Raw genomic sequence first — 22,160 nt, 5'->3', positions numbered from 1 at the left:
TCCCCTGCTCTGTCCTTAAGGTATACTTGTAATAATAGAATAGTTTGAAAATAAGGAGGGAACCGCTTGGAAAAACGATGGCTTACAAGTTATCCGCAGGAGATTCCTCACTCTATCTCGTATGAAAAAGCTTCTTTATACGAGTATTTGAAACGAACAGCTCTTCAATACCCTGAAAAGAAAGCGCTTTATTTTTTGGGTAAGGAGTTAACTTTTCGACAGTTGCATGAACAAGTGCAAAAATTTGCGGCTTATTTGCAAAGTATCGGTATAAAAAAGGGAGATCGGGTAGCTATTATGCTTCCAAATTGTCCACAAGCGGTAATCGGTTACTATGGTACGTTACTTGCTGGCGGAATTGTTGTTCAAACCAATCCGCTTTATACAGCAAGAGAGCTGCAATATCAACTAAATGATAGTGGTGCAATCGCTATCCTGTGCATGGACCTACTATATGAAAAGGTCGAATCTGTTCAGTCTTCTACCTCTGTGCGGTATTGTATGATTACAAGCATCGCAGATTTTCTCTCCTTCCCAAAACAAATCCTATATTCATTTAAGGCACGCAAACAGCATCTTAGCAGAGATAAACGACAAGAAAACAAAGTAATGATATGGAACGAGATAATCAATCATTCTCTTCCATTACAAGAGGTGTCATGTGATCCTGTAGAAGATATCGCTATACTACAATACACGGGAGGTACAACTGGCTTTCCGAAAGGGGTCATGCTCACGCACCAAAATCTAGTAAGCAATACGATTATGGCTATACATTGGCTCTATAATAGTAAAGCTGGTGAGGAAGTCCTGCTTGGAGCCATTCCATTCTTTCATGTGTATGGCATGACAGCTGTAATGAACCTTTCTGTTATGCAGGCGTATAAGATGATTCTCGTACCTAAATTTGATGTGGAAACGATACTAAAAATGATAACAAAACACCGCGTTACGTTATTTCCAGGAGCTCCGACGATGTATATTGCTCTTTTGAATCATCCTAATTTACAAAAATATGATCTTTCATCAATCAAAGCATGTCTAAGTGGATCAGCACCTCTTCCAATTGAAGTACAAGAACAGTTTGAAAGCATTACAGGCGGAAAACTAGTAGAAGGATATGGTTTAACAGAATCATCTCCAGTGACACACAGCAATTTTTTATGGGCCACGCGAGTACCAGGAAGTATTGGGGTGCCATGGCCAGATACAGATGCGATGATTCTCTCTCTTGAAACAGGAGATCCGCTTCCTCCTATGGAAGTAGGTGAAATTGTTGTCAAGGGTCCTCAGATAATGAAAGGATATTGGAATAAGCCCGAAGAAACAGCAGCTGTTCTTCAAGATGGTTGGCTATATACGGGTGATGTTGGCTACATGGATAGGGATGGATTCTTTTACGTATTGGATCGTAAGAAGGATATGATTGTAGCAAGTGGTTTTAACGTGTATCCTCGTGAAGTGGAAGAAGTATTATATGAATATGATAAAATAAGAGAAGTGGCGGTTATTGGAGTGCCAGATTCTTATCGAGGAGAAACAGTAAAAGCATTTATCGTTTTGAAGGAAGGGGTTTCCTGTACGGCAGAAGAAATCGATAAGTTTGCCCGTAGTTACTTAGCTGCCTATAAAGTACCAAAGTTGTATGAATTCCGTAATGAATTACCAAAAACATTAATTGGAAAGATATTACGAAGGGTACTTGTTGACGAAGAAATAAAAAAAATAGATGATGATCTTACGGGCTCCTAAGAAGCCCTTTTTTTGTGGGACCCATATTGACATGGATATAAATAGTTAAGTAATATAAAAATATGAATGAATAGTCATTCATATTTGGAGGGATATAGTAATGAATAATCATAAGCCTAAATATAATCAAATTATAGACGCAGCAGTAATTGTAATTGCAGAGAATGGATATCATCAATCGCAGGTTTCGAAGATTGCAAAGCAAGCAGGAGTAGCAGATGGTACGATTTATTTATACTTCAAAAATAAGGAAGATATACTGATTTCTCTATTCCAAGAAAAAATGGGGAATTTTATAGAAAAAATTTTTGAAAGAACGGAAGGAATTGGAAGCGCGAAAGAGAAGTTATTAATGTTGATAGAAACCCATTTCACGCTCCTTTCTGAAAATCATCATTTGGCGATTGTTACCCAGCTTGAGCTTCGGCAAACAAATAAAGCGTTACGTGCAAAAATTAACGATGTTCTTAAGGGGTATTTTCAATCCATCGATGACATTTTACAGCTAGGAATTAGCCGACAAGAATTTCGAAGTGATTTAGACATTCGAGTAACTCGCCAAATGATTTTTGGAACAATCGATGAAGTAGCTACGAATTGGGTAATGAAAGATCATAAATATGATCTCATTGCACTGTCTAACACAGTCCATCAACTACTAGTAGGAGCATGCAGTAACAGAGGTTAAAACTTTAAGGGGAAAAGGGAGGAGTATAGGTGCAATTCTTATCTGTAACGATTCAAGAAAAGGTAGCAGTCGTAACAATTAACCATCCGCCTGTGAATGCTATGTCATCTCAGCTTGTCGCAGAACTTGCCGAGGTTCTAAATGAGCTTGAAAACAATGAAAACGTACATGTACTCGTTTTTCACGGGGAAGGTAAATTCTTCTCAGCAGGAGCTGATATTCGGGAGTTTACAAAAATAGAAGAGAAAGAGCAAGCAACACAGTTTGCGCGAAACGGTCAACATGTATTTGAAAGAGTGGAAACATTTCCTAAGCTTATTATTGCTGCCGTTCATGGAGCTGCTCTTGGCGGCGGTCTAGAGTTTGCTATGTCATGCCATATACGTATCGTTAGCGAAAATGCAAAGCTCGGATTGCCTGAGTTAAATCTAGGGATTATTCCAGGATTTGCTGGTACACAAAGACTTTCACGGTATGTTGGCAAGGCAAAGGCACTTGAAATAATGGTATCTGGAGAACCAATTACAGGTGTACAAGCTGTGCAAGTAGGACTTGCAAATCAAAGCTATCCAGAGGACCGAGTGCTAGAAGAAGCTCTCGTGTTAGCAAAGAAAGCAGCTGCGAAAAGTCCGGAATCAGTAAAGGCAGTTATCGAGCTTGTACAAACTACCAAATCGTCCGCTTATTACGACGGCGTGATTCGGGAAGCACAGTTATTTGGTGAAGTGTTTACATCAGAAAATGGAAGAGAAGGCGTCTCTGCTTTTCTAGAGAAGCGTAAGCCCGCATTTACTAACAAATAACTATAGGAAAAAATTCCAAATAAAATAAATGAAAAAATAAGAATCAGAGATTGAGGGGGAAGAGAATGAATATTTATGTACTTATGAAACGTACATTTGATACAGAGGAAAAAGTTGTGGTTAAAAATGGAAAGATCTATGAAGAAGAAGCTTCCTTTATCATCAATCCCTATGATGAATATGCAATTGAAGAAGGGATTCGAGTACGTGACGAGCATGGCGGCGAGGTAACAGTTATTACTGTAGATGGCGAGGATGCTGAAAAGGAACTTCGAACAGCATTAGCTATGGGATGTGACAAAGCCGTTTTATTAAATATTGTAGATGATATCGAAGAGATTGATGCTTTTACAACTGCTAAAGTGCTTGCGCAATATTTACGTGATAAATCTCCGGATTTGATTCTTAGCGGTAATGTTGCCATTGATGGAGGAAATGGGCAGGTTGGACCTCGTGTTGCCGAAGCGCTTGCTATTCCTTATGTAACAACTATAACGAAGTTAACAATTAACGGACAAACTGCAACAATTGAGCGCGATGTAGAAGGAGATACGGAAATATTGGAAGTATCATTACCGGTACTCGTATCCGCGCAGCAAGGATTAAATGAGCCCCGCTATCCTTCATTGCCAGGCATTATGAAGGCAAAGAAAAAGCCTTTAGCTGAAGTCGAGTTAGATGATTTAGATTTAGAAGAAGATGATGTAGAAGCAAAGACGAAAACCATTGAAATCTATTTACCTCCAGCAAAGGATGCAGGAAAGGTATTGCAAGGAGATCTAGCTGATCAAGTGAAGGAGCTCGTATCCTTACTTCATACAGAAGCAAAGATCGTTTAGTTTTATTACGTGAAAGCATATAAGAATGAATAGACCTTAGAAATGGGAGGAGTAAGGAATGGCTCGTAAAATAATAGCAATGGCAGAAGTTCGTGAAGGTTCGTTACGTAATGTTTCATTTGAAGCAATTGCAGCAGCAAGCACAATTGCAGAAGGTGGAGAAGTAATTGGTTTGTTAATTGGTGAAGGCATTTCTTCCTTTGCTAATGAACTTATTGCATATGGTGCGGCTCGTGTTATAACAATAGAAGATAGTAAGTTGAAAGCGTATTCTTCTGATGGATATGCGCAAGCAGTGCTAGCCGTTATTCAAGAAGAAAATCCTGACGGAATTATATTTGGACATACGGCGCTAGGAAAAGATTTATCTCCGAAAGTAGCTGGTAGATTATCAGCTGGTCTTGTGTCTGATGTGACGGATGTAGAAATAGCAGGGGGAAATGTAGTATTTACCCGTCCTATTTATTCAGGAAAAGCATTTGAGAAGAAAATTATTACGGATGGACTGTTACTAGCAACGATTCGTCCGAATAATATAACGCCTCTTGATAAGGATGCTGCGCGGACTGGAGAAGTGAAATCTTTAGAAGTTGCTATTCAAGATATACGTACCATTATTAAAGATGTAGTTCGCAAGGCAACGGAAGGTGTTGATCTATCCGAAGCTAAAATCATCGTTTCAGGAGGACGCGGTGTTAAAAGTGCAGAAGGCTTTCAGCCATTGCAAGAACTTGCAGATGTGCTTGGTGCCGCTGTAGGAGCGTCTCGCGGTGCTTGTGATGCCGAGTACTGTGATTATGCACTACAAATCGGACAAACTGGAAAAATTGTTACACCGGATTTGTATATTGCATGCGGTATTTCTGGAGCTATTCAGCATTTAGCAGGTATGTCGAACAGTAAGGTAATCGTAGCTATTAATAAAGATCCAGAAGCAAATATTTTCAAAGTAGCGGACTACGGTATAGTTGGAGATTTATTTGAAGTTGTTCCACTTTTAACGGAAGAGTTTAAAAAGCTAAAGATACATTCCTAAACGTTGCATAGATACCACAATGATAGAAAAGCGAGAATTGCTTTTTCTCGCTTTTTTTCTTATGTACGTATGAAAACAACGATTTTGAAAGCACCTACTGGGATATACTATTCCATGATACATATTATTAGCAACGCTGAAAGGTAAATGGTATACTTTTTCAGAACACTTATCATTAGATTAGGGGGACTTAAAACATGGCGATCGTTCATGCAACTGATCAAACTTTCTCAACTGAAACTGCTGAAGGTCTTGTACTAGTAGACTTTTGGGCTCCTTGGTGCGGACCTTGTAAGATGATTGCGCCTGTTCTTGAAGAACTTGCTGAAGAGCTTGGCGATAAAGTAAAAATCGTAAAAGTAGATGTAGATGAAAACCAAGAAACAGCTGTGAAGTTTCAAGTTATGAGCATTCCGTCTTTATTTGTTATAAAGAATGGAGAAGTTGTTGAAACAACATTAGGTTTCCAACCTAAAGAATCTTTACAAGCACTTGTTTCTAAACATTTGTAAGAAAAATCCGGCGTTTATACGCCGGATTTTTCATTATATATCCCCCTTACTGTAATAGACAGTTATCTACTCATTTCACAATCTGTTCTCCCCTACAATGCAATCGTACTCGTTTTCATTTCATTTTTTTCTAGTTTGCTATAAAATAGAAGAACATACGTTTTCTGAAGTTAAATCGATAGATCGTTATGTAAGAGGGGGTTGCTGCGGATGTATGATCACTTACGTGAAAAGCTTGCTATTTTACCTGATCAGCCTGGCTGTTACTTAATGAAGGATAAGCAAGGGACGATTATCTATGTTGGTAAGGCAAAAGTATTGAAAAACCGAGTACGGTCGTATTTTACAGGTACCCATGATGGAAAAACATATCGACTTGTAAATGAAATAGTCGATTTTGAATATATTGTAACGTCCTCCAACCTAGAGGCGCTTATACTCGAAATGAATTTAATTAAGAAATATGATCCGAAGTATAATATCATGCTAAAGGATGATAAGAGCTATCCATTTATCAAAATTACAAACGAACCTCATCCTCGTCTGCTTATTACTCGAAATGTAAAAAAGGATAAAGGAAAATATTTCGGACCGTATCCGAATTCACAAGCAGCACATGAAACGAAAAAGTTGCTTGATCGGATGTATCCCCTTCGTAAATGCGCTCATATTCCCGATAAGGTGTGTTTGTATTATCATATGGGTCAATGCTTAGCTCCTTGCGTGAAGGAGATTTCAGAGGATCAAAATAAAGAAATTGTGGATCAAATCATTCGTTTTCTAAGCGGTGGTCAAAATGAAATTCGACAAGATTTAGAAAACAAAATGTTTCAAGCATCTGAAAAGCTGGAATTTGAACGTGCAAAAGAGCTGCGCGATCAAATTGCGTATATTGACGCATTAATGGAAAAACAAAAAATGCTGATGGCAGATTTGGTAGATCGTGATGTTTTTGGCTACGCGGTTGATAAGGGATGGATGTGTGTACAAGTATTTTTTGTACGCCGTGGTAAGCTTATTGAACGGGATGTTTCTATGTTTCCCATTTATGATGAACCCGAGGAGGAATTTTTAACATTTATTGGCCAATTTTATGCAAAGGAACATCATATTAAACCTAAGGAAATTGTGTTACCAAGTAGTATTGACCACGAAATTGTAACGGAATTTCTAAAGGTTGAAGTAAATCAGCCAAAGAAAGGGAAAAAGAAGGAGCTAGTGGATTTAGCATCCAAAAATGCCTGTATCGCATTAGAAGAAAAATTCAAGTTAATCGAACGTGATGAAGAACGAACGATAAAAGCAATTGAAAATTTAGGAATACAAGCGAATATACCGACACCTTATCGTATTGAAGCCTTTGATAATTCTAATATTCAAGGAAGCAACCCAGTATCTGCTATGGTCGTGTTTATAGATGGAAAACCTGAGAAAAAAGAATATCGAAAATATAAAATTAAAACGGTGCAGGGACCTGATGATTATGAATCGATGCGAGAGGTGGTACGTCGTAGATATTCTCGTGCTTTAAAGGAACACTTGCCATTGCCTGATTTAATCATTATTGATGGAGGAAAAGGTCATCTAGCAGCAACGGAGGATGTGCTAGTCAATGAATTTGATTTACACATTCCCATCGCGGGCTTATTAAAGGATGATAAGCATCGAACGGCCCAGCTTATCATAGGAAATCCACCTAAGCCCGTTGATCTAGAACGAAGCAGTCAGGAATTCTATTTGCTGCAGCGTATACAAGATGAAGTTCATCGATTCGCTATCACATTCCATCGTCAGCTTCATGGCAAATCAGCTTTGGTATCAGAATTGGACCGAATCCCTGGTATTGGAGAAAAGCGAAAAAAAGCATTGCTGAAACATTTTGGATCTCTGAAAAAGTTAACAGAAGCATCAAAGGAAGAAATGATTGCTGCAGGTATGCCTAAAAATATAGCAGAAGTAATTGAGAAGCATTTTGCTTCTAAAAAAGAATAATTACGTTAAGAAAAAAATGCGAAAAGGATCAATAGGTGATCCCTTTCGCATGAAAATACCAACTATTCCAATATGTCACTTGGATCCCATTGAACAATAAAGTGAACGATTTCAGTACGTTTCTTTTGATCCTCATAGGTTTCAGCAATTACTTGTCGTTGTTGTTGAATTTGCTCTGCAAGAAACCCAGCTTCTAACTGATAGGTAGTGCTCTGTTTATTCTGGAAACGTTTTGAAATAAAAGGACTCGTTAATTCAAAATGCATTTCCCTTTTCTTTTGTTCGGTTACCTTTAGAGTACCCCAACATGCCTTTTCAAAAAAATCGAAAACTGCCTCTATTGAATCTAATGGATAACGACGTGCTAAGCTTTTTCCTGCCCAGTACAAAATCTGGCCAGCTTCTTTACCAAGCAAATCGGGAAGTAAGTCGTCACGAAGTAATTCAAGTGCAATGGGTTGTATAGATATATTTTCTAATTCATCTTCAAGTATTTGATTAGCCAAAGTAATTCCCCTCTTTCTTTTCTGAGGATATTATATAACATTTCCTTAGAAGAGACACTTCTATTTATTCACACAACCATAAAAAATTTGCCAATTTTTATGCGGGAATTTTGTAAAATAAGTATGTTTTTTAAACTTTTTGTGAAATTTATGAATCCGTTTTCTTGACGCTTTTAAGAGATTAGGAGTAAAATGAACTTGTCATAAATTATGCTTAAATATTTTGAATGATTTTATCAATTTTTATATAATAGTAGGAGAAATCTTACTATTAGTATGTCTTAATTTATGATCTTAGCTAACTTCGAGGGGGTAATGGGGAAATGAAAGGCCGCGAATATGGATATCGTAAATGGCATTCTTTACTTGGAGTAATTCCAGTAGGGCTCTTCTTGACAGAACATATGGTAACAAACCACTTTGCAACAGAAGGAGCATCAGCATTTAACCAAGCTGCATTATTTTTGGAAAACTTGCCATTCCGAATCTTCCTAGAAATCTTTATTATCTTTTTACCAATGTTATACCATGCAGTATATGGGTTATACATTGCCTTTACTGCGACGAGTAATGTCAATCGGTTCGGATATTTCCGTAACTGGATGTTTTTACTTCAACGTATTACGGGAGTAATTGTATTAATTTTCCTTTCTTGGCACATTTGGGAAACAAGAATTCAAGCTGCATTAGGTCAAACAGTTAACTATGATATGATGAAAAACATTTTAGAAAACCCAGCTATGTTTGCGTTCTATGTAGTAGGTGTAGTTTCTGCAATGTTCCACTTTGCAAATGGACTATGGTCTTTCTGTGTAAGTTGGGGTATTACAGTTACACCACGCTCACAACGTATTAATACATATGTAACAATGGCTATCTTTATTGCTCTAGCATATGTTGGAGTAAGCTCATTGTTTGCATTTGTAGATCCACAGCTAGCAAATATGTAAGGAGTGGAAAAAATGGAAGGAAAACTTATAGTAGTTGGCGGTGGCCTAGCTGGCCTTATGGCAACAATGAAGGCTGCTGAAGCAGGAATGAAGGTTGACTTAATTTCATTAGTTCCTGTTAAGCGTTCACATTCAGTGTGTGCACAAGGTGGTATTAATGGTGCCGTTAACACAAAAGGTGAAGGAGATTCACCATGGGATCACTTTGATGATACAGTATATGGTGGAGATTTCCTAGCAGACCAACCTCCTGTAAAGGCTATGGCTGATGCTGCTCCTGGAATTATTCACTTAATGGACCGTTTAGGTGTTATGTTTAACCGTACTCCAGAAGGTTTACTTGATTTCCGTCGTTTCGGAGGCACACAGTTCCACAGAACAGCGTTTGCCGGTGCAACGACTGGACAACAATTATTATATGCTCTTGATGAACAGGTGCGTCGCCATGAAGTGGCTGGACTTGTTACAAAATATGAAGGTTGGGAATTCCTTCGTCTTGTTCTTGATGATGAAGGAGTATGCCATGGTATCGTAGCGCAAAACTTAACTTCTATGGAAATTAAGAGTTTTCCTGGTGATGCAGTCATTATGGCAAGTGGCGGACCTGGAATTATCTTCGGAAAATCAACAAACTCTATGATTAATACTGGTACTGCTGCAGCGGCAGTGTACAAGCAAGGTGCAGCTTATGCGAACGGCGAATTCATTCAAATTCACCCTACTGCTATTCCTGGCGATGACAAACTTCGCTTAATGAGTGAATCAGCACGTGGTGAAGGCGGACGTATTTGGACATATAAAGATGGTAAGCCTTGGTATTTCTTAGAAGAAAAATATCCAGCTTACGGTAACCTTGTACCTCGTGATATCGCAACACGTGAAATTTTCCATGCTTGCGTTGACTTGAAATTAGGTCTAAATGGGGAAAACATGGTATATCTAGATCTTTCTCATAAAGATCCGAAAGAACTTGACATTAAACTTGGTGGTATCATCGAAATTTATGAAAAATTCACAGGTGATAATCCTCGTAAAGTACCGATGAAGATTTTCCCTGCTGTTCACTATTCAATGGGCGGACTATATGTTGACTATGAACAACATACAACGATTCCAGGTGTGTTTGCAGCTGGTGAATGTGACTTCTCTATGCATGGCGGAAACCGTCTAGGTGCAAACTCATTATTATCTGCCATCTTTGGTGGTTCTGTAGCAGGTCCAAATGCAGTAGCATATATTAAAGGCCTTAATAAATCAGCTGACTCCGTATCTTCTCGTGTATTTGAACAACATGTTCAAGCAGAAACGGAACGCTATAACAATATTCTATCTCTTGATGGTGATGAAAATGCATATGTTCTTCACAAAGAGCTTGGCGAATGGATGACAAATTACGTTACAGTTGTTCGTTACAACAAGAATTTGCTTGAAACAGACAACAAAATTCAAGAGATTATGGAACGTTATAAGAAAATTAACATTACGGATACGACAAAATGGAGTAACCAAGGTGCATCCTTTACTCGCCAGCTAGAAAATATGCTTGATTTAGCGCGTGTTATTACTCTTGGTGCTTATAACCGTAATGAAAGCCGCGGTGCGCATTACAAACCAGAATTTCCTGAACGTGACGATGAAAACTTCTTAAAACATACAATGGCTTCTTTTGACGCTGAAAATCGTGCGCCTAAGTTTAGCTATAAAGATGTAGATACATCTCTAATTAAACCTCGTAAACGTGATTACACAACGGTTCATGAAAAGGCTAAGAAGCCTGATGAAGTAGCGAAGGGAGAAAAGCAAAATGTCTAATAAAACAGTACGTTTCATCATTACTAGACAAGATTCGCCTGACTCCAGACCATATGAACAAGAATTTGATATTCCATATCGTCCAAATATGAACGTTATTTCAGCACTTATGGAAATTCGTCGTAACCCAGTAGATGCAAAAGGAAATAAAGTAGTTCCAGTTGCATGGGATATGAACTGCTTAGAAGAAGTATGTGGTGCTTGTTCAATGGTTATTAATGGAAAGCCTCGTCAATCTTGTACGGCATTAGTTGATAAACTAGAACAACCTATTCGTTTAGCACCAATGACAACATTCCCTGTTATTCGTGACTTACAAATTGATCGTAGCAGAATGTTTAACGCACTTAAACGAGTTAAAGCTTGGATTCCTATCGATGGAACATATGACTTAGGACCAGGACCAAGAATGCCTGAGAAAAAACGTCAATGGGCATATGAACTTTCTAAATGTATGACTTGTGGTGTTTGTTTAGAAGCGTGTCCAAATGTAAACAGTCATTCTAGCTTTATTGGACCAGCTCCGCTTTCACAAGCTCGTCTATTTAATTCACATCCAACTGGTGCAATGCATAAGGCAGATCGCTTGCATGCAATTATGGGTGATGGTGGACTTGCAAACTGCGGTAATTCTCAAAACTGTGTTCAATCTTGTCCAAAGGGTATTCCTCTTACGACATCGATTGCAGCACTAAATCGCGACACATCTATTCAATCATTTAAAGACTTCTTTGGTAGCGATAATAACTATTAATAGCTATGTCGCCTCTTTCTTTACGGAAAGGGGCGATTTTTATCCTGCATTCATAGGTAAAATAATCCTCCACTCTAGAGCTGAATGAAAGACAAGATTGTGGGGGATACTTGCCTGTGAATGCTTTATTGGTCGGGCTATCCCTAAAGCACGGAACAAACTATCTCCTGCTTTAGGGAAGTTCCATTTTATAAGGAGTGTCAACACGGTGAAACATATTTCCTACATTGATGATATAACAGCATGGGAAAAAGAATTTTCGTTTTTTATCCCGAGAAAAGTACGGTTTTCTGATACGGATATGTTTGGACATCTAAACAATAAAAAAACATTCATGTATTTTGAAGATGCATGTCTCGAACTATTCAAGACATTCGGCTTTACTCAAGAATGGATGAATAAGGATGGGGAAAACATGGTTGTTGTAGCCAGTATGCAGTGTGACTACATCCATCAAGTTTTTTATGATGAAGACTTAAAGGTGTATATAAAGGTGAAGAGAATAGGTACATCCTCCGTAGATCTTCATTTTATGGTTAAGAATAGATCTGATGAGATTACGTCGGTTGGAAGAAGTACGATGGTTCAAATAAATAAAACAACTGGAAAAGGTTTTCCTTGGACAGAAGATCAGAAAGCGAAGCTTCTTCAAAAAGAATATGTTGGTTAAATGAGGAACAAATCGTTTATGATTGTTCCTTTTTTATATAGAAAAAAGATCATCTATAAAAAGACGATCTTTTTCATTTCATCATACTACATTTATTTGTTTTCCTTTTCAACTTCTTCTAATGTAAGGTGATGATTATACATATATGTTGCTTGTGGAATTCCAACGTATCGAATATGCCATGGTTCGTATGCATAACCCGTAATGTCCGTTTTATCCTTAGGATAGCTAATGATAAATCCGCTATCATGTGCATGATCCTTTAGCCACTGGCCTTCTGGAGTATCCCCGAATGTTGCATTTAAATCCATTAATAAGGATTTTGAAGTCACATCAGCAGCAAGTCCAGTCTGATGTTCACTTGTTCCTGGCAGTGCACTATATTGTTCAGCACTTGATCTTCCTTGTTTTTTCACATAAGAATTAAACAGTTGCTCTTGTGATTGGTAAGATCGATAGCCAGAAACTAGATACAAGTTAATCCCATCGTTTTTAGCTTCCTTGAATAATTGTTCCATAGCAGTAGCGGCTTCTTTACGTAACATAGGATGAGCAGTTTTGTCACCAGCATTCATAGGAACATTTGGTTTCACAAGACCTTCAGGTACATAATTATCGGGTAGTTTACGTGTTTTATCGACAAGTACTAATAAAGAAGAGGGATTCGTCACAACGTATGAATCTCCTTGCTTTTGCATCGTTTCTTCATAGCCAGGGAAATCTGGTCTACTATTCGTAGAAGTTTTATTACTTCCTTGTGTATTCTGCTCAGATGAACTATTTTCTTTTGCTTTGTCAGCTTGGACAAAATTGCGAAATATTACAACAGACACAAGCACAATGGTGAAGATAATGAGTATACGTAACAAAAATTTCTTCATTTCGTTTCGAACTATTCCTTTCTGCAGTAAAAGAGTTTTATGCTCGTTTAAATTATATCGGTTATAACATGAAATGAGAAGGAAAATCCCGAAAAAGAAGAATTAGGAGTAAAAAATCATGTTTGTATATAAGATTTTTTTAATTACAGCTTTTGCACATCAATGATACGAAAGCCATTTTCCTCTAAATCTTCACGTAAATCAGAGAGATGTGATGATGGGAAATCCTTTCCTAATGTAAAAATAAGACGACGGACATACAATGCGTTGTTATCTAAGGTTAAAAGGCTTTGAATACCAGAATACTTTTTAAGCAGTTTAGCTAACTTACCAATAGCCCCATTATAGTCCTGTGTTCCAACTGTAATAGTGTAAGAACCAGAATGAATTCCCCATGCATCTTCTAGAAGCTCAAATATCTTCGAATGCGTTAAAATACCTAAAAAGTTTTGATTCTCATCAAGAACGGCAATGTATGGCAAGCGTTTTATTGTAAAAAACACTTGAAAAAAGGACGAAGTTTCATATACAAATGAATCTTTATCATCTAACAGCTCTGTTACGGAAGTATCAAGTAAATGTGCATGCTCTAGAATATCTACTTTATACAGGTTTCCTATAAACTTTGTTTCCGTCTTATCAAGAACAGGAACGCAGCGATACCCGGTTTCATTCAAATGATCAAGCGCTTCTTTTACTGTGATATCTTCTTTTACATAAAGCACATCTCGCTTTGGAACATAATTTCCTTTTACCCTCATTTTCATGCCCCCTGTATAGTAGTATTATTGACAATATACAATATTAATAAAATATTGTTAACGATTTTTATAATAATTCATGAAATTATTATGTAAGAAAATCACGAACTGTTTTGGATGAAAATGGAAATTGAAATATGTATACTTTTTATCAAAATGAATGTATAATTAAGGAAAATAAATAGGAAAAATCACGGAGGAGCCTGCCACATAGGCTCCTTTTTTGTGTTTTTTTAGAAAAGGTCAATTAGGGAATTACTAAATTGTAAGAGAAAGAAGGGATTGCAAATGATTTTCATACAACTAGCTCTTATTTTATTTTTTTCAAAATTCGCAGGTCATCTGAGTGTGAGGCTTGGACAGCCATCTGTACTTGGAAAACTATTAGTAGGGGTCGTATTAGGTCCATCTATGTTAGGGATTATTCCAAACAGTGATTTTTTACAACAACTTTCTCAAGTTGGTGTGATTCTTCTTATGTTTCTTGCGGGACTCGAGACTGATTTAGACGAATTTAAAAAAACGGCAGCTTCGTCAAGTGTTGTTGGCGTACTTGGTGTGATTGTTCCCATGATCTTGGGCTATGGCGCTGGAATTGCATTTGGCATGACGATATTTGAATCCTTATTTTTAGGACTATTACTTTCAGCTACAAGTGTAAGTATTTCCGTTCAATCACTTAAGGAGCTTGGACAGCTTCAAACGAGAGCCGGAAACACGATTTTAGGAGCGGCTGTCATCGATGATATACTTGTAATTGTAGCTCTAGCCTTTGTAATGAGTATGGTCGGAGGAGACGTACACATTGGAACGATTCTTTTGAAAAAGGCGCTATTTTTCATCGCTATTTTTGTAGCGTCATGGAAGCTTGTTCCAATTTTTATAAAGCTATTTTCAATTTTAAAGGTTTCAGAAACAAAGCTGACGGCTGGATTAATTATATGTTTCTCGTTTGCTTATTTTGCAGATTATATGGGAATTGCAGCCATTATAGGATCATATTTCGCTGGTATAGCTATTAGTGTGACGAATGCTAAGAAAGTGATTTTTGAAAAAACAGAAGCAATTTCTTATTCCCTATTCGTTCCTGTATTTTTCACAAGCATCGGATTATCTGCTGAGTTTTCAGGTGTGTTAGAAAACTGGGTTCTTATTCTAGTGATTAGCTTGTTAGCTATTGCATCAAAGTTAATAGGCTGTGCACTAGGGGCCAAGCTCAAACACTTTACGTGGAGAGAGTCTTTTGGCATCGGTGCAGCAATGGTTTCAAGGGGAGAAGTGGCTCTTATTATCGCGACGATTGGAAGGGAGAATGGACTTGTATCACAGAGTATGTTTTCTATTATTATTCTCGTTGTCCTCATCACTACTATCGTAACACCTCCGCTAATGAAGGTATTTTTTAAAGAACGAAAATCAGCCATTTCATTGAATTGAATATGATGGTTTAAACAAATGTCCTAACCCCTATAATGGTCAGGACATTTGTTTGTTATAAGCTTTTCAATCCTTTTACTCCATTAATTGTATAGCTTGCTGTAATATCAGCATTTAGGGAATGAGCAACAGAGCAATAAGTATCCTTCGAAAGCTGAATGGCACGAATGACTTTCTCCTCTGGAAGATCTCCTTCTAATGCGTATAAAACATGAATGGCAGTAAATCTCTTCGGATGCTCCTCTGCACGTGTTCCTTCTACCTCCATATGAAAGGCGGTTGGATTCAAACGCATTTTATGTAGAATATTGATAATGTCAATACCTGTACAACCAGCTATGGCATTCAACAACAGCTCTGTAGGACGAGCACCGCTATTTTGTCCGCCGAATTCTTCAGATGCATCCATTTTTATTTCGTGTCCTGAAGGATTGATGCTTGAAAATCCCATTTCACCAGTCCAAGTTACCTTTGTTTTCATATATATTCTCCTTCTTTTGCGCTTTAAATAAGATAGCAACTCAATTATTGATTACGACATGCACTTATTATACTAGTGTGAACGACAGGGAGGGAAATGATAGGCTCTATCCCCAGTACCATTCTAAACCAAGTCTTCTATGTATATAATGTACGGATTACTTATCCTTATAGAAGGGAGATTTCATATTGAGTATTTCATCGTTGCGTGGCAAACAGATAGATGTTGAAATCTTAGGGAAAATTGTGTTTCAAGGGATACTGATTGACATAAGTAAAGAAATGATTATTTTGTTTAATGGGAAAGATTTTATTTATCTTCCGCTTTGGCATATTTATCGTCTCAATAAGAGCGAAATCATCAATGAGGAAATTTCATATCCCACTATAGGGTCATTAGTTAAAAAGGAGCAATCTATTTCATTTCGCACGATTTTAGAAAATGCAAAGGGAAGGTTTACGGTGATCTATGTAACGGGTGACATATCTCTTCATGGCTATATCGTAAGTGTACAAACGGATTATATTTCGTTCTACTCACCCCTATTTAACTTGATGTTACTTTCTACCCACCATATTAAATGGCTCGTTCCCTATCATTTAAAAACAACCCCTTATACACTAAGTGATGAGAAAATACCAACTTTCCCTTCCGAGGCATTGCTACATCCATGTTTAGAGGAGCAACTAAAGAAATATAAGGATGAATTGGTTGTCTTTGAAATGGAAGGAAGATCAACGAAAATAGGAAAATTGAATAACATGAGCGAAGGAATGGCTGAATTAGTTGTTGCAAATGGTGATATCGTATATGTAACGTTATCCCACATTCAATCTGTTCACATTCCGGGAGGTTTACATTAAATCTGAATGGGGGGGTTATTCCCCGTTCAGATTTATCGTTATATATGACCAGTGAATATCCATGATATCCAATAATAAAGAATGATAAGTGTAAAAAATACAGTTGGTGGGATTACGATACAAGTGACCTTTATATATTTTTTCCAACTAATCTTCACATGTGCCTTCCGTAAAATATTCATCCAAATTAAACTTGCAAGGGTTCCTATTGGAAGAAGGAGAGAACCGATATCACTGCCAATAATGGTTGCTAAATATACGGTTTTCACTGTAATAGGGTCTAGCCCCATTTCTGTTAATGCCATTGTCCCAATCATTAATGCAGGATGGTTATTAAATAAGTTAGAGAGAACGGAAAGCACGATTCCCATAAGGAGACTTGCATTCCATAGATTCATTGCAACATAAGGCTGAAGATAGTGAATGAGATAGTTGGTTAAGCCAATGTTATGAAGCCCGTATACAAGTATATACATAGAATAGGCAAAGATTAGAATATGCCATGGTGTTTTGATTAAAATCTCAAAGGGAGCGATACGTAATGTATACCATCTCCATCCTAGTAATAATAGTGAGCCAATAATAGCTACTATTTCGATTGGGATACCGATGTAGGAAGCAAGAAATAAACTAATTCTGACTCCTAAAACGAACAGTAATATATTACGCATAAATCTTGAACGTGATTTTGCTTGTTCAGCAGCTAGTTTTGGCTGCAAAGGATGAAAGGTTTGCGTAGCAAAATTTTCATCTAATTCGAGAGAAATAGCAGGCAGTTTTCGAGGAATATCCTTTTGCAACACGAGGAATAACATACATGACATGAAGAGTAATCCTAGTGTACCGGGGACAAACATCATAGCAGTGTGCATATAAAGATCCATATGGACAATTTTTAATGCAATCAGATTGACAATATTACTAACGCCGATTGGAGCGCTTGATGCAGTAGCAATTAATGCGCCACTGAGTAAATAAGGGATTTTTTGATGCGGCTTTAATTGGAGTCTATTCAATAAGAGTAAAAGAATAGGGGTTGTGATAAGAATACTTCCATCATTATTAAAGAAAAGAGTCATGAAAAAGCAAAGTAAATTTGTATACCAAAACAAACGAATGCCAGAATCCTTGGCACGAATGACCAATTGTGCAGCGGCCCAATGAAAGAACCCGAAGCTTTCTAGCACATTTGCCATTACAATAGTAGCGATAATTGTTATGGCTGCACCTACGACTTTAGCGCTTATATCATGTAAATCTAGAAAGGTAACACTTCCGCAGGCTAATACAATAATAGCTCCGATTGTTGCTGGCACGGCTTCGTTTATTCCTTTAGGACGCCAAAAAATGACGAGCATGGATAATAAAAACGCAGAAATAGTACAAACAATTTGTATTGTAATAAATGTAGCTCCTCCTTCCTATTTCAGAACTCTTTATAGAGACTTATCTATATTAATAAGTATATGCATCATGCGATAGCTTGTACTAAACGAAATACTTATTTCAAGGTAGAAATAACGTAACGAAGGCATTATTATGAAGTATAAGAATACTAGTTGTGAAAGGGTAAACACTTCTTAATTAGGGAGATTTGTGATGAATGTCAAAAGGATAGGCCTCTTACTTACTATATTTATTACAGGAAGTTTAGTTACAGGGTGTGGAACAGTAAATCAAAAAGTAAATCAAAACAACGAATACACCAATCAGAAGTCACCGCAAGAGAGTAACGTAAAGATAATGGAAGTAACCTCAAATCAAATTAAGCAGAAGTGGCTGAATGTTTCCTATGCAAATGCCTCTCCTTCAGAGAAGTTAGATATTTACTTGCCTAATAAAGGGGATGGACCATATCCAGTTATTCTTAATATTCATGGAGGCGCCTTCCGAGCAGGGAAAAAAGAGGAAGAATTAAGCAATCTGTATGAAGCTTTAAATAGAGGCTATGCAGTTGTTACCATGAATTACAGATTAAGTGAGGAAGCTCATTTTCCTGCCCAAATCAATGATGTAAAGGCAGCTATTCGTTTTCTTAGAGCGAATGCGAGCACCTATCAATTAGATCCTACTAAAATTGCAGCATGGGGATCTTCAGCGGGTGGCTACTTGGCAGCATTAGCAGGAACGTCTAGCGGTAATAAAGAATTTGAAGGTGCTGACCTCGGTAATGAGAACCAACCCAGTAACGTACAGGCAGTAGTAGATTGGTTTGGCCCTATTAATTTTTTAACGATGGACGATCAGTTTAAACAAAGCGGGATAAAAGGACTTGCTCATAATAAAGCAAATTCACCAGAATCACAATTGTTTGGTGAGACCATTACGAAAATTCCGGATCAAGTAAAAGAAGCAAATCCGGAAACATATATTACACAAGATGATCCACCTTTCTTTATTCAACATGGTACCGCGGATAATATCGTCCCTGTGCAGCAGTCTACTGAGTTTGCAGCCCAGTTGGAAAAGGCAATGGGAAATGGAAAAGTGACATTGGAGGTACTTAAAGGTAAGAAGCATATGGATCCAGCATTTCGAACACCAGCTAACATAAATAAGGTACTCGATTTTCTTGATAAAACGTTAAAATAACAGACTGTATAGGTGTAACTACCACTTGCCTAGTATAGATATGGGTAACCAAAGTATAGGTTAACAATTATGTAAAAAAAACTAGCATTTATGCACCATAAGTCATGTGTTCTCATACTATACAAATGACAAAATGGATACCAATTCCCAATTTGGCTCTGGCGTAGGCAAGGAGGGTTACACCAATTGAAGGATAAAGACTTTGGAACAAAGCCGCTACTTACAAAACGAGAGCGTGAAGTGTTTGAATTGCTCGTGCAAGACAAGACAACGAAGGAAATCGCCAGTGAGTTGTTCATTAGTGAGAAAACGGTGCGCAACCACATTAGTAATGCCATGCAAAAGCTTGGAGTAAAGGGGCGCTCACAAGCGGTTGTAGAGCTTCTTCGTATGGGAGAACTGGAATTATAGAAAGAAGAAACCGGCTTTTGAAAGGAGCTGGTTTTTTCATTGGAAAGCTCTGTCCGTATTTCTGAAAAATCTCTTGCAAATTAGGATGAAAAGGAGCAAAATACTTCCGTGGGATTGTTTCCCTCATGTATGGTGAAACCAATTAGATGAAAAAAATCCATTCGTACAGACATATCGTTTGCGAATAGAAAAATAGGGTGCCTACATACAGTAGACAGAAAATGGGGCGATCTTTTGAACGGAGCAATTGGTGTTTTGGATTCCGGTGTTGGCGGACTGACTGTAGTAAAAGAACTTATAAGACAACTACCAAAGGAAAGAATTATTTATTTGGGAGATACGGCACGCTGTCCATATGGACCACGAACACGCGAGGAAGTTAGACAATTTACTTGGGAAATGACCAACTATTTGTTAGCAAAGAATATAAAAATGCTTGTTATCGCATGTAATACCGCGACCTCTGTTGTGCTTGAGGAGATGCAGGCAGAATTGCCAATTCCAGTCGTTGGTGTTATTCATCCAGGCGCACGTACAGCATTGAAGGTAACTAATAATTATCATGTTGGTGTAATTGGAACGATTGGTACGATTCAAAGCGGAGCCTATGAATTTGCCTTAAAATCTATTACAAATCGCGTTGAAGTGGAAAGCTTAGCATGTCCTCCGTTTACTCCACTAGTAGAAAGCGGCGAGTATAGAGGAGAATATGCACATAAAATTGTTGAGGCTACTCTTCAACCGCTAAAACATATGGGGATTGATACGTTAATTTTAGGTTGCACGCACTATCCTATATTAGGATCTATTATACAAGATGTGATGGGAAAAGATGTACAACTTATTCATTCAGGTGACGAAACGGCACGGGAAGTCAGTACAATCTTATATCATAGCAATTTACGAAATACAGTGGAAGAACAAAATGATCATCTGTTCTTAACGACTGGAAAGGTAGAAACATTTAAAAAGATTGCCTCAAGCTGGTTTGGAAAGCCGATTGAAAATGTAAAACATATTACTCTGCAGCAAGAAGCCTATTCAAAAGCTGAGTAAGGGAATAAATACATGAAAAACGAGTATCAGATATTTCTCTGATACTCGTTTTTTATTCCTAGGATGGTTTTATGGACGATTAGTTCTAATGTGATCGTAGCTTGTATATATATTAGTACAAACCATCTTAGGAGGGGAAATCTATGCGCAAAACCGCATGGTCATGGATTGGGATGATTTTTGCAAGTGCTGTGCTCTTAGTAGGCTGTGGAACGGTTAGCAAGGAAAAAGCATCGCAGATTGATCCGCCGGCTAATGTAACAAATACAGAGAAGGATCAGAATAAAACGAAATCACAAGATGATAAAAAGAGCGAGGCTGCTAAGCATGAACTATTTCTTGTGGATAAAAATGGATATGTGGTTCCACAGCCTATTGCATTGCCGAATGCAAAGGACAATGCTGTAATGAAGCAGGCACTTGAGTATTTAGTAAAGGATGGGCCTGTAACAAGCTTACTTCCAAATGGATTTCAAGCGGTACTTCCAGCTAATACGCAAGTGAAAGGAGTAGACGTTCGAAATGATGGTACTGCCGTTGCAGATTTCTCTGCAGATATTAAAAAATACAAAAAGGAAGAAGAAAGACAAATCGTAGAATCCATTACATGGACGCTAACACAATTTAAAGACGTGAAGCGTGTGAAGATTCAAATTGAGGGTCAAGATATAGCGAAGATGCCAGTGAATAATACGCCAATCGGTGACGGAGTAAGCCGAGCAGACGGAATCAATTTTGATGATGAGCAATTGGTGGATGTAATGAATACAAAGCCAGTAACCTTATATTTCGTTGCACAAAGCAATAAGCAAACATACTATGTTCCTGTAACACGACGTATTTCCAATAATGAGAAGGATGAAGTCATTTCCGTTGTGAATGAGCTTATTAAAGGACCTTCGCCTAAGTCCCAACTAGTAAGTGATTTTAACCCGGATGTTAGGCTTGTTAGCGCGCCTAAATATGAAAATGGTCAAGTCAACCTTGACTTTAATGAAAACATCTATGCGAACGTAGGGAAAAATGTAATTTCTAATTATGTTCTTGGATCACTTGTTTTATCTTTAACTGAGCAAAAAGGAGTGCAGAGCATTTCGATTGAAGTAAATGGAAAATCAGATTTAGTTAAAGAAAATGGTGAAAAGCTAACAAAAGCAGTGTCCCGGCCGCAAAATGTGAATACAGGTAGTTTTTAGCATATCGGGTTTGTTATACTAAAGGAAAGGTCTTTTAGCTACAGTTTAAAATCAGTTTTATGTCTTAGAGGAAGATGCTAGAAATCAATTCCATACATTTGCAAAAAATTGTTACTTGTATACCTAGGCAACAGTTTTTTGCAAATGGGTCTATTTTGCAACAAGACA

At 37.6% G+C, this 22,160-nt stretch carries 22 protein-coding genes; 17 read left to right on the top strand and 5 right to left on the bottom strand.

Annotation, left to right across the window (positions count from 1 at the left end):
* Positions 1-66 precede the first annotated feature (66 nt).
* The 7 genes from ACM5BR_RS09625 to uvrC all read left to right on the top strand — a co-directional run bounded on the left by ACM5BR_RS09625 (position 67) and on the right by uvrC (position 7,622).
* Positions 67-1,752, top strand: coding sequence for an AMP-binding protein (locus tag ACM5BR_RS09625; protein ID WP_416827611.1), 1,686 nt, complete (start codon positions 67-69; stop codon positions 1,750-1,752).
* 100 nt (positions 1,753-1,852) lie between these two features.
* Positions 1,853-2,440: a TetR/AcrR family transcriptional regulator gene (locus ACM5BR_RS09620; protein WP_416827609.1), complete on the top strand. Its 588-nt coding sequence runs from the start codon at positions 1,853-1,855 to the stop codon at positions 2,438-2,440.
* Between the two features lie 29 nt (positions 2,441-2,469).
* Positions 2,470-3,243 (top strand): enoyl-CoA hydratase, encoded by a 774-nt coding sequence (locus ACM5BR_RS09615; protein ID WP_416827607.1) that lies wholly within the window; start codon positions 2,470-2,472, stop codon positions 3,241-3,243.
* Positions 3,244-3,308: 65 nt separating this feature from the next.
* Positions 3,309-4,082, top strand: coding sequence for an electron transfer flavoprotein subunit beta/FixA family protein (locus tag ACM5BR_RS09610; protein WP_416827605.1), 774 nt, complete (start codon positions 3,309-3,311; stop codon positions 4,080-4,082).
* Between the two features lie 58 nt (positions 4,083-4,140).
* The gene (locus tag ACM5BR_RS09605; protein WP_416827604.1) at positions 4,141-5,118 is read left to right on the top strand and encodes an electron transfer flavoprotein subunit alpha/FixB family protein; all 978 of its coding nucleotides are present in this window, start codon (positions 4,141-4,143) and stop codon (positions 5,116-5,118) included.
* Positions 5,119-5,315: 197 nt separating this feature from the next.
* Positions 5,316-5,630, top strand: a complete 315-nt coding sequence (gene trxA, locus ACM5BR_RS09600) for a thioredoxin (protein ID WP_416827602.1) — start codon at positions 5,316-5,318, stop codon at positions 5,628-5,630.
* Positions 5,631-5,840: 210 nt separating this feature from the next.
* Complete coding sequence (gene uvrC, locus ACM5BR_RS09595) at positions 5,841-7,622, top strand: excinuclease ABC subunit UvrC (RefSeq protein ID WP_416827600.1); 1,782 nt, start codon at positions 5,841-5,843, stop codon at positions 7,620-7,622.
* 62 nt (positions 7,623-7,684) lie between these two features.
* Here uvrC and ACM5BR_RS09590 read toward each other — a convergent pair whose 3' ends face one another.
* Positions 7,685-8,128, bottom strand: coding sequence for a YslB family protein (locus ACM5BR_RS09590; RefSeq protein WP_416827598.1), 444 nt, complete (start codon positions 8,126-8,128; stop codon positions 7,685-7,687).
* A 323-nt stretch (positions 8,129-8,451) separates the two neighbouring features.
* Here ACM5BR_RS09590 and ACM5BR_RS09585 point away from each other — a divergent pair, with 323 nt between their 5' ends.
* The 4 genes from ACM5BR_RS09585 to ACM5BR_RS09570 all read left to right on the top strand — a co-directional run bounded on the left by ACM5BR_RS09585 (position 8,452) and on the right by ACM5BR_RS09570 (position 12,314).
* Entirely contained in the window at positions 8,452-9,078 is a 627-nt protein-coding gene (locus ACM5BR_RS09585; RefSeq protein WP_416827596.1) for a succinate dehydrogenase cytochrome b558 subunit, read from the top strand.
* A 12-nt stretch (positions 9,079-9,090) separates the two neighbouring features.
* Positions 9,091-10,890, top strand: coding sequence for a succinate dehydrogenase flavoprotein subunit (sdhA, locus tag ACM5BR_RS09580; RefSeq protein ID WP_416827594.1), 1,800 nt, complete (start codon positions 9,091-9,093; stop codon positions 10,888-10,890).
* Positions 10,883-11,644: a succinate dehydrogenase iron-sulfur subunit gene (sdhB, locus tag ACM5BR_RS09575; protein ID WP_416827592.1), complete on the top strand. Its 762-nt coding sequence runs from the start codon at positions 10,883-10,885 to the stop codon at positions 11,642-11,644. Before sdhA ends, sdhB begins: the two co-directional genes overlap by 8 nt.
* A gap of 208 nt (positions 11,645-11,852) precedes the next feature.
* Positions 11,853-12,314 (top strand): acyl-CoA thioesterase, encoded by a 462-nt coding sequence (locus ACM5BR_RS09570; protein ID WP_416827590.1) that lies wholly within the window; start codon positions 11,853-11,855, stop codon positions 12,312-12,314.
* Positions 12,315-12,406: 92 nt separating this feature from the next.
* On the opposite strand, the gene ACM5BR_RS09565 is transcribed toward ACM5BR_RS09570, so the two are convergent.
* The gene (locus ACM5BR_RS09565) at positions 12,407-13,195 is read right to left on the bottom strand and encodes a M15 family metallopeptidase (RefSeq protein WP_416827588.1); all 789 of its coding nucleotides are present in this window, start codon (positions 13,193-13,195) and stop codon (positions 12,407-12,409) included.
* A gap of 143 nt (positions 13,196-13,338) precedes the next feature.
* On the bottom strand, positions 13,339-13,956 hold the full coding sequence (cbpA, locus tag ACM5BR_RS09560) for a cyclic di-AMP binding protein CbpA (RefSeq protein ID WP_416827586.1): 618 nt from the start codon (positions 13,954-13,956) through the stop codon (positions 13,339-13,341).
* 288 nt (positions 13,957-14,244) lie between these two features.
* Here cbpA and ACM5BR_RS09555 point away from each other — a divergent pair, with 288 nt between their 5' ends.
* On the top strand, positions 14,245-15,393 hold the full coding sequence (locus ACM5BR_RS09555; protein ID WP_416827585.1) for a cation:proton antiporter: 1,149 nt from the start codon (positions 14,245-14,247) through the stop codon (positions 15,391-15,393).
* 55 nt (positions 15,394-15,448) lie between these two features.
* Here ACM5BR_RS09555 and ACM5BR_RS09550 read toward each other — a convergent pair whose 3' ends face one another.
* Positions 15,449-15,874: an OsmC family protein gene (locus ACM5BR_RS09550; RefSeq protein WP_416827583.1), complete on the bottom strand. Its 426-nt coding sequence runs from the start codon at positions 15,872-15,874 to the stop codon at positions 15,449-15,451.
* A 188-nt stretch (positions 15,875-16,062) separates the two neighbouring features.
* Here ACM5BR_RS09550 and ACM5BR_RS09545 point away from each other — a divergent pair, with 188 nt between their 5' ends.
* Entirely contained in the window at positions 16,063-16,737 is a 675-nt protein-coding gene (locus tag ACM5BR_RS09545; protein WP_416827581.1) for a DUF2642 domain-containing protein, read from the top strand.
* 38 nt (positions 16,738-16,775) lie between these two features.
* Here ACM5BR_RS09545 and ACM5BR_RS09540 read toward each other — a convergent pair whose 3' ends face one another.
* Positions 16,776-18,140, bottom strand: a complete 1,365-nt coding sequence (locus tag ACM5BR_RS09540) for an arsenic transporter (protein WP_416827883.1) — start codon at positions 18,138-18,140, stop codon at positions 16,776-16,778.
* Positions 18,141-18,336: 196 nt separating this feature from the next.
* Here ACM5BR_RS09540 and ACM5BR_RS09535 point away from each other — a divergent pair, with 196 nt between their 5' ends.
* From ACM5BR_RS09535 to ACM5BR_RS09520, 4 genes are all read left to right on the top strand, one after another.
* Positions 18,337-19,329, top strand: a complete 993-nt coding sequence (locus ACM5BR_RS09535) for an alpha/beta hydrolase fold domain-containing protein (protein WP_416827579.1) — start codon at positions 18,337-18,339, stop codon at positions 19,327-19,329.
* A 186-nt stretch (positions 19,330-19,515) separates the two neighbouring features.
* Positions 19,516-19,740 (top strand): spore germination transcription factor GerE, encoded by a 225-nt coding sequence (gerE, locus tag ACM5BR_RS09530; RefSeq protein WP_416827578.1) that lies wholly within the window; start codon positions 19,516-19,518, stop codon positions 19,738-19,740.
* 234 nt (positions 19,741-19,974) lie between these two features.
* Positions 19,975-20,796 carry a glutamate racemase gene (gene racE, locus ACM5BR_RS09525; protein ID WP_416827576.1) on the top strand — a complete coding sequence of 274 codons (822 nt, stop codon included), beginning with the start codon at positions 19,975-19,977 and terminating at the stop codon, positions 20,794-20,796.
* Positions 20,797-20,939: 143 nt separating this feature from the next.
* On the top strand, positions 20,940-21,992 hold the full coding sequence (locus ACM5BR_RS09520; RefSeq protein ID WP_416827575.1) for a GerMN domain-containing protein: 1,053 nt from the start codon (positions 20,940-20,942) through the stop codon (positions 21,990-21,992).
* Positions 21,993-22,160 lie beyond the last annotated feature (168 nt).

It is taken from the genome of Ectobacillus polymachus (assembly GCF_048159605.1).
Classification (GTDB): Bacteria; Bacillota; Bacilli; order Bacillales; family Bacillaceae_G; genus Ectobacillus; species Ectobacillus polymachus.
The sequence above is the reverse complement of the archived record's forward strand: the minus strand, read 5'-3'. Positions and strand labels throughout refer to the sequence as shown.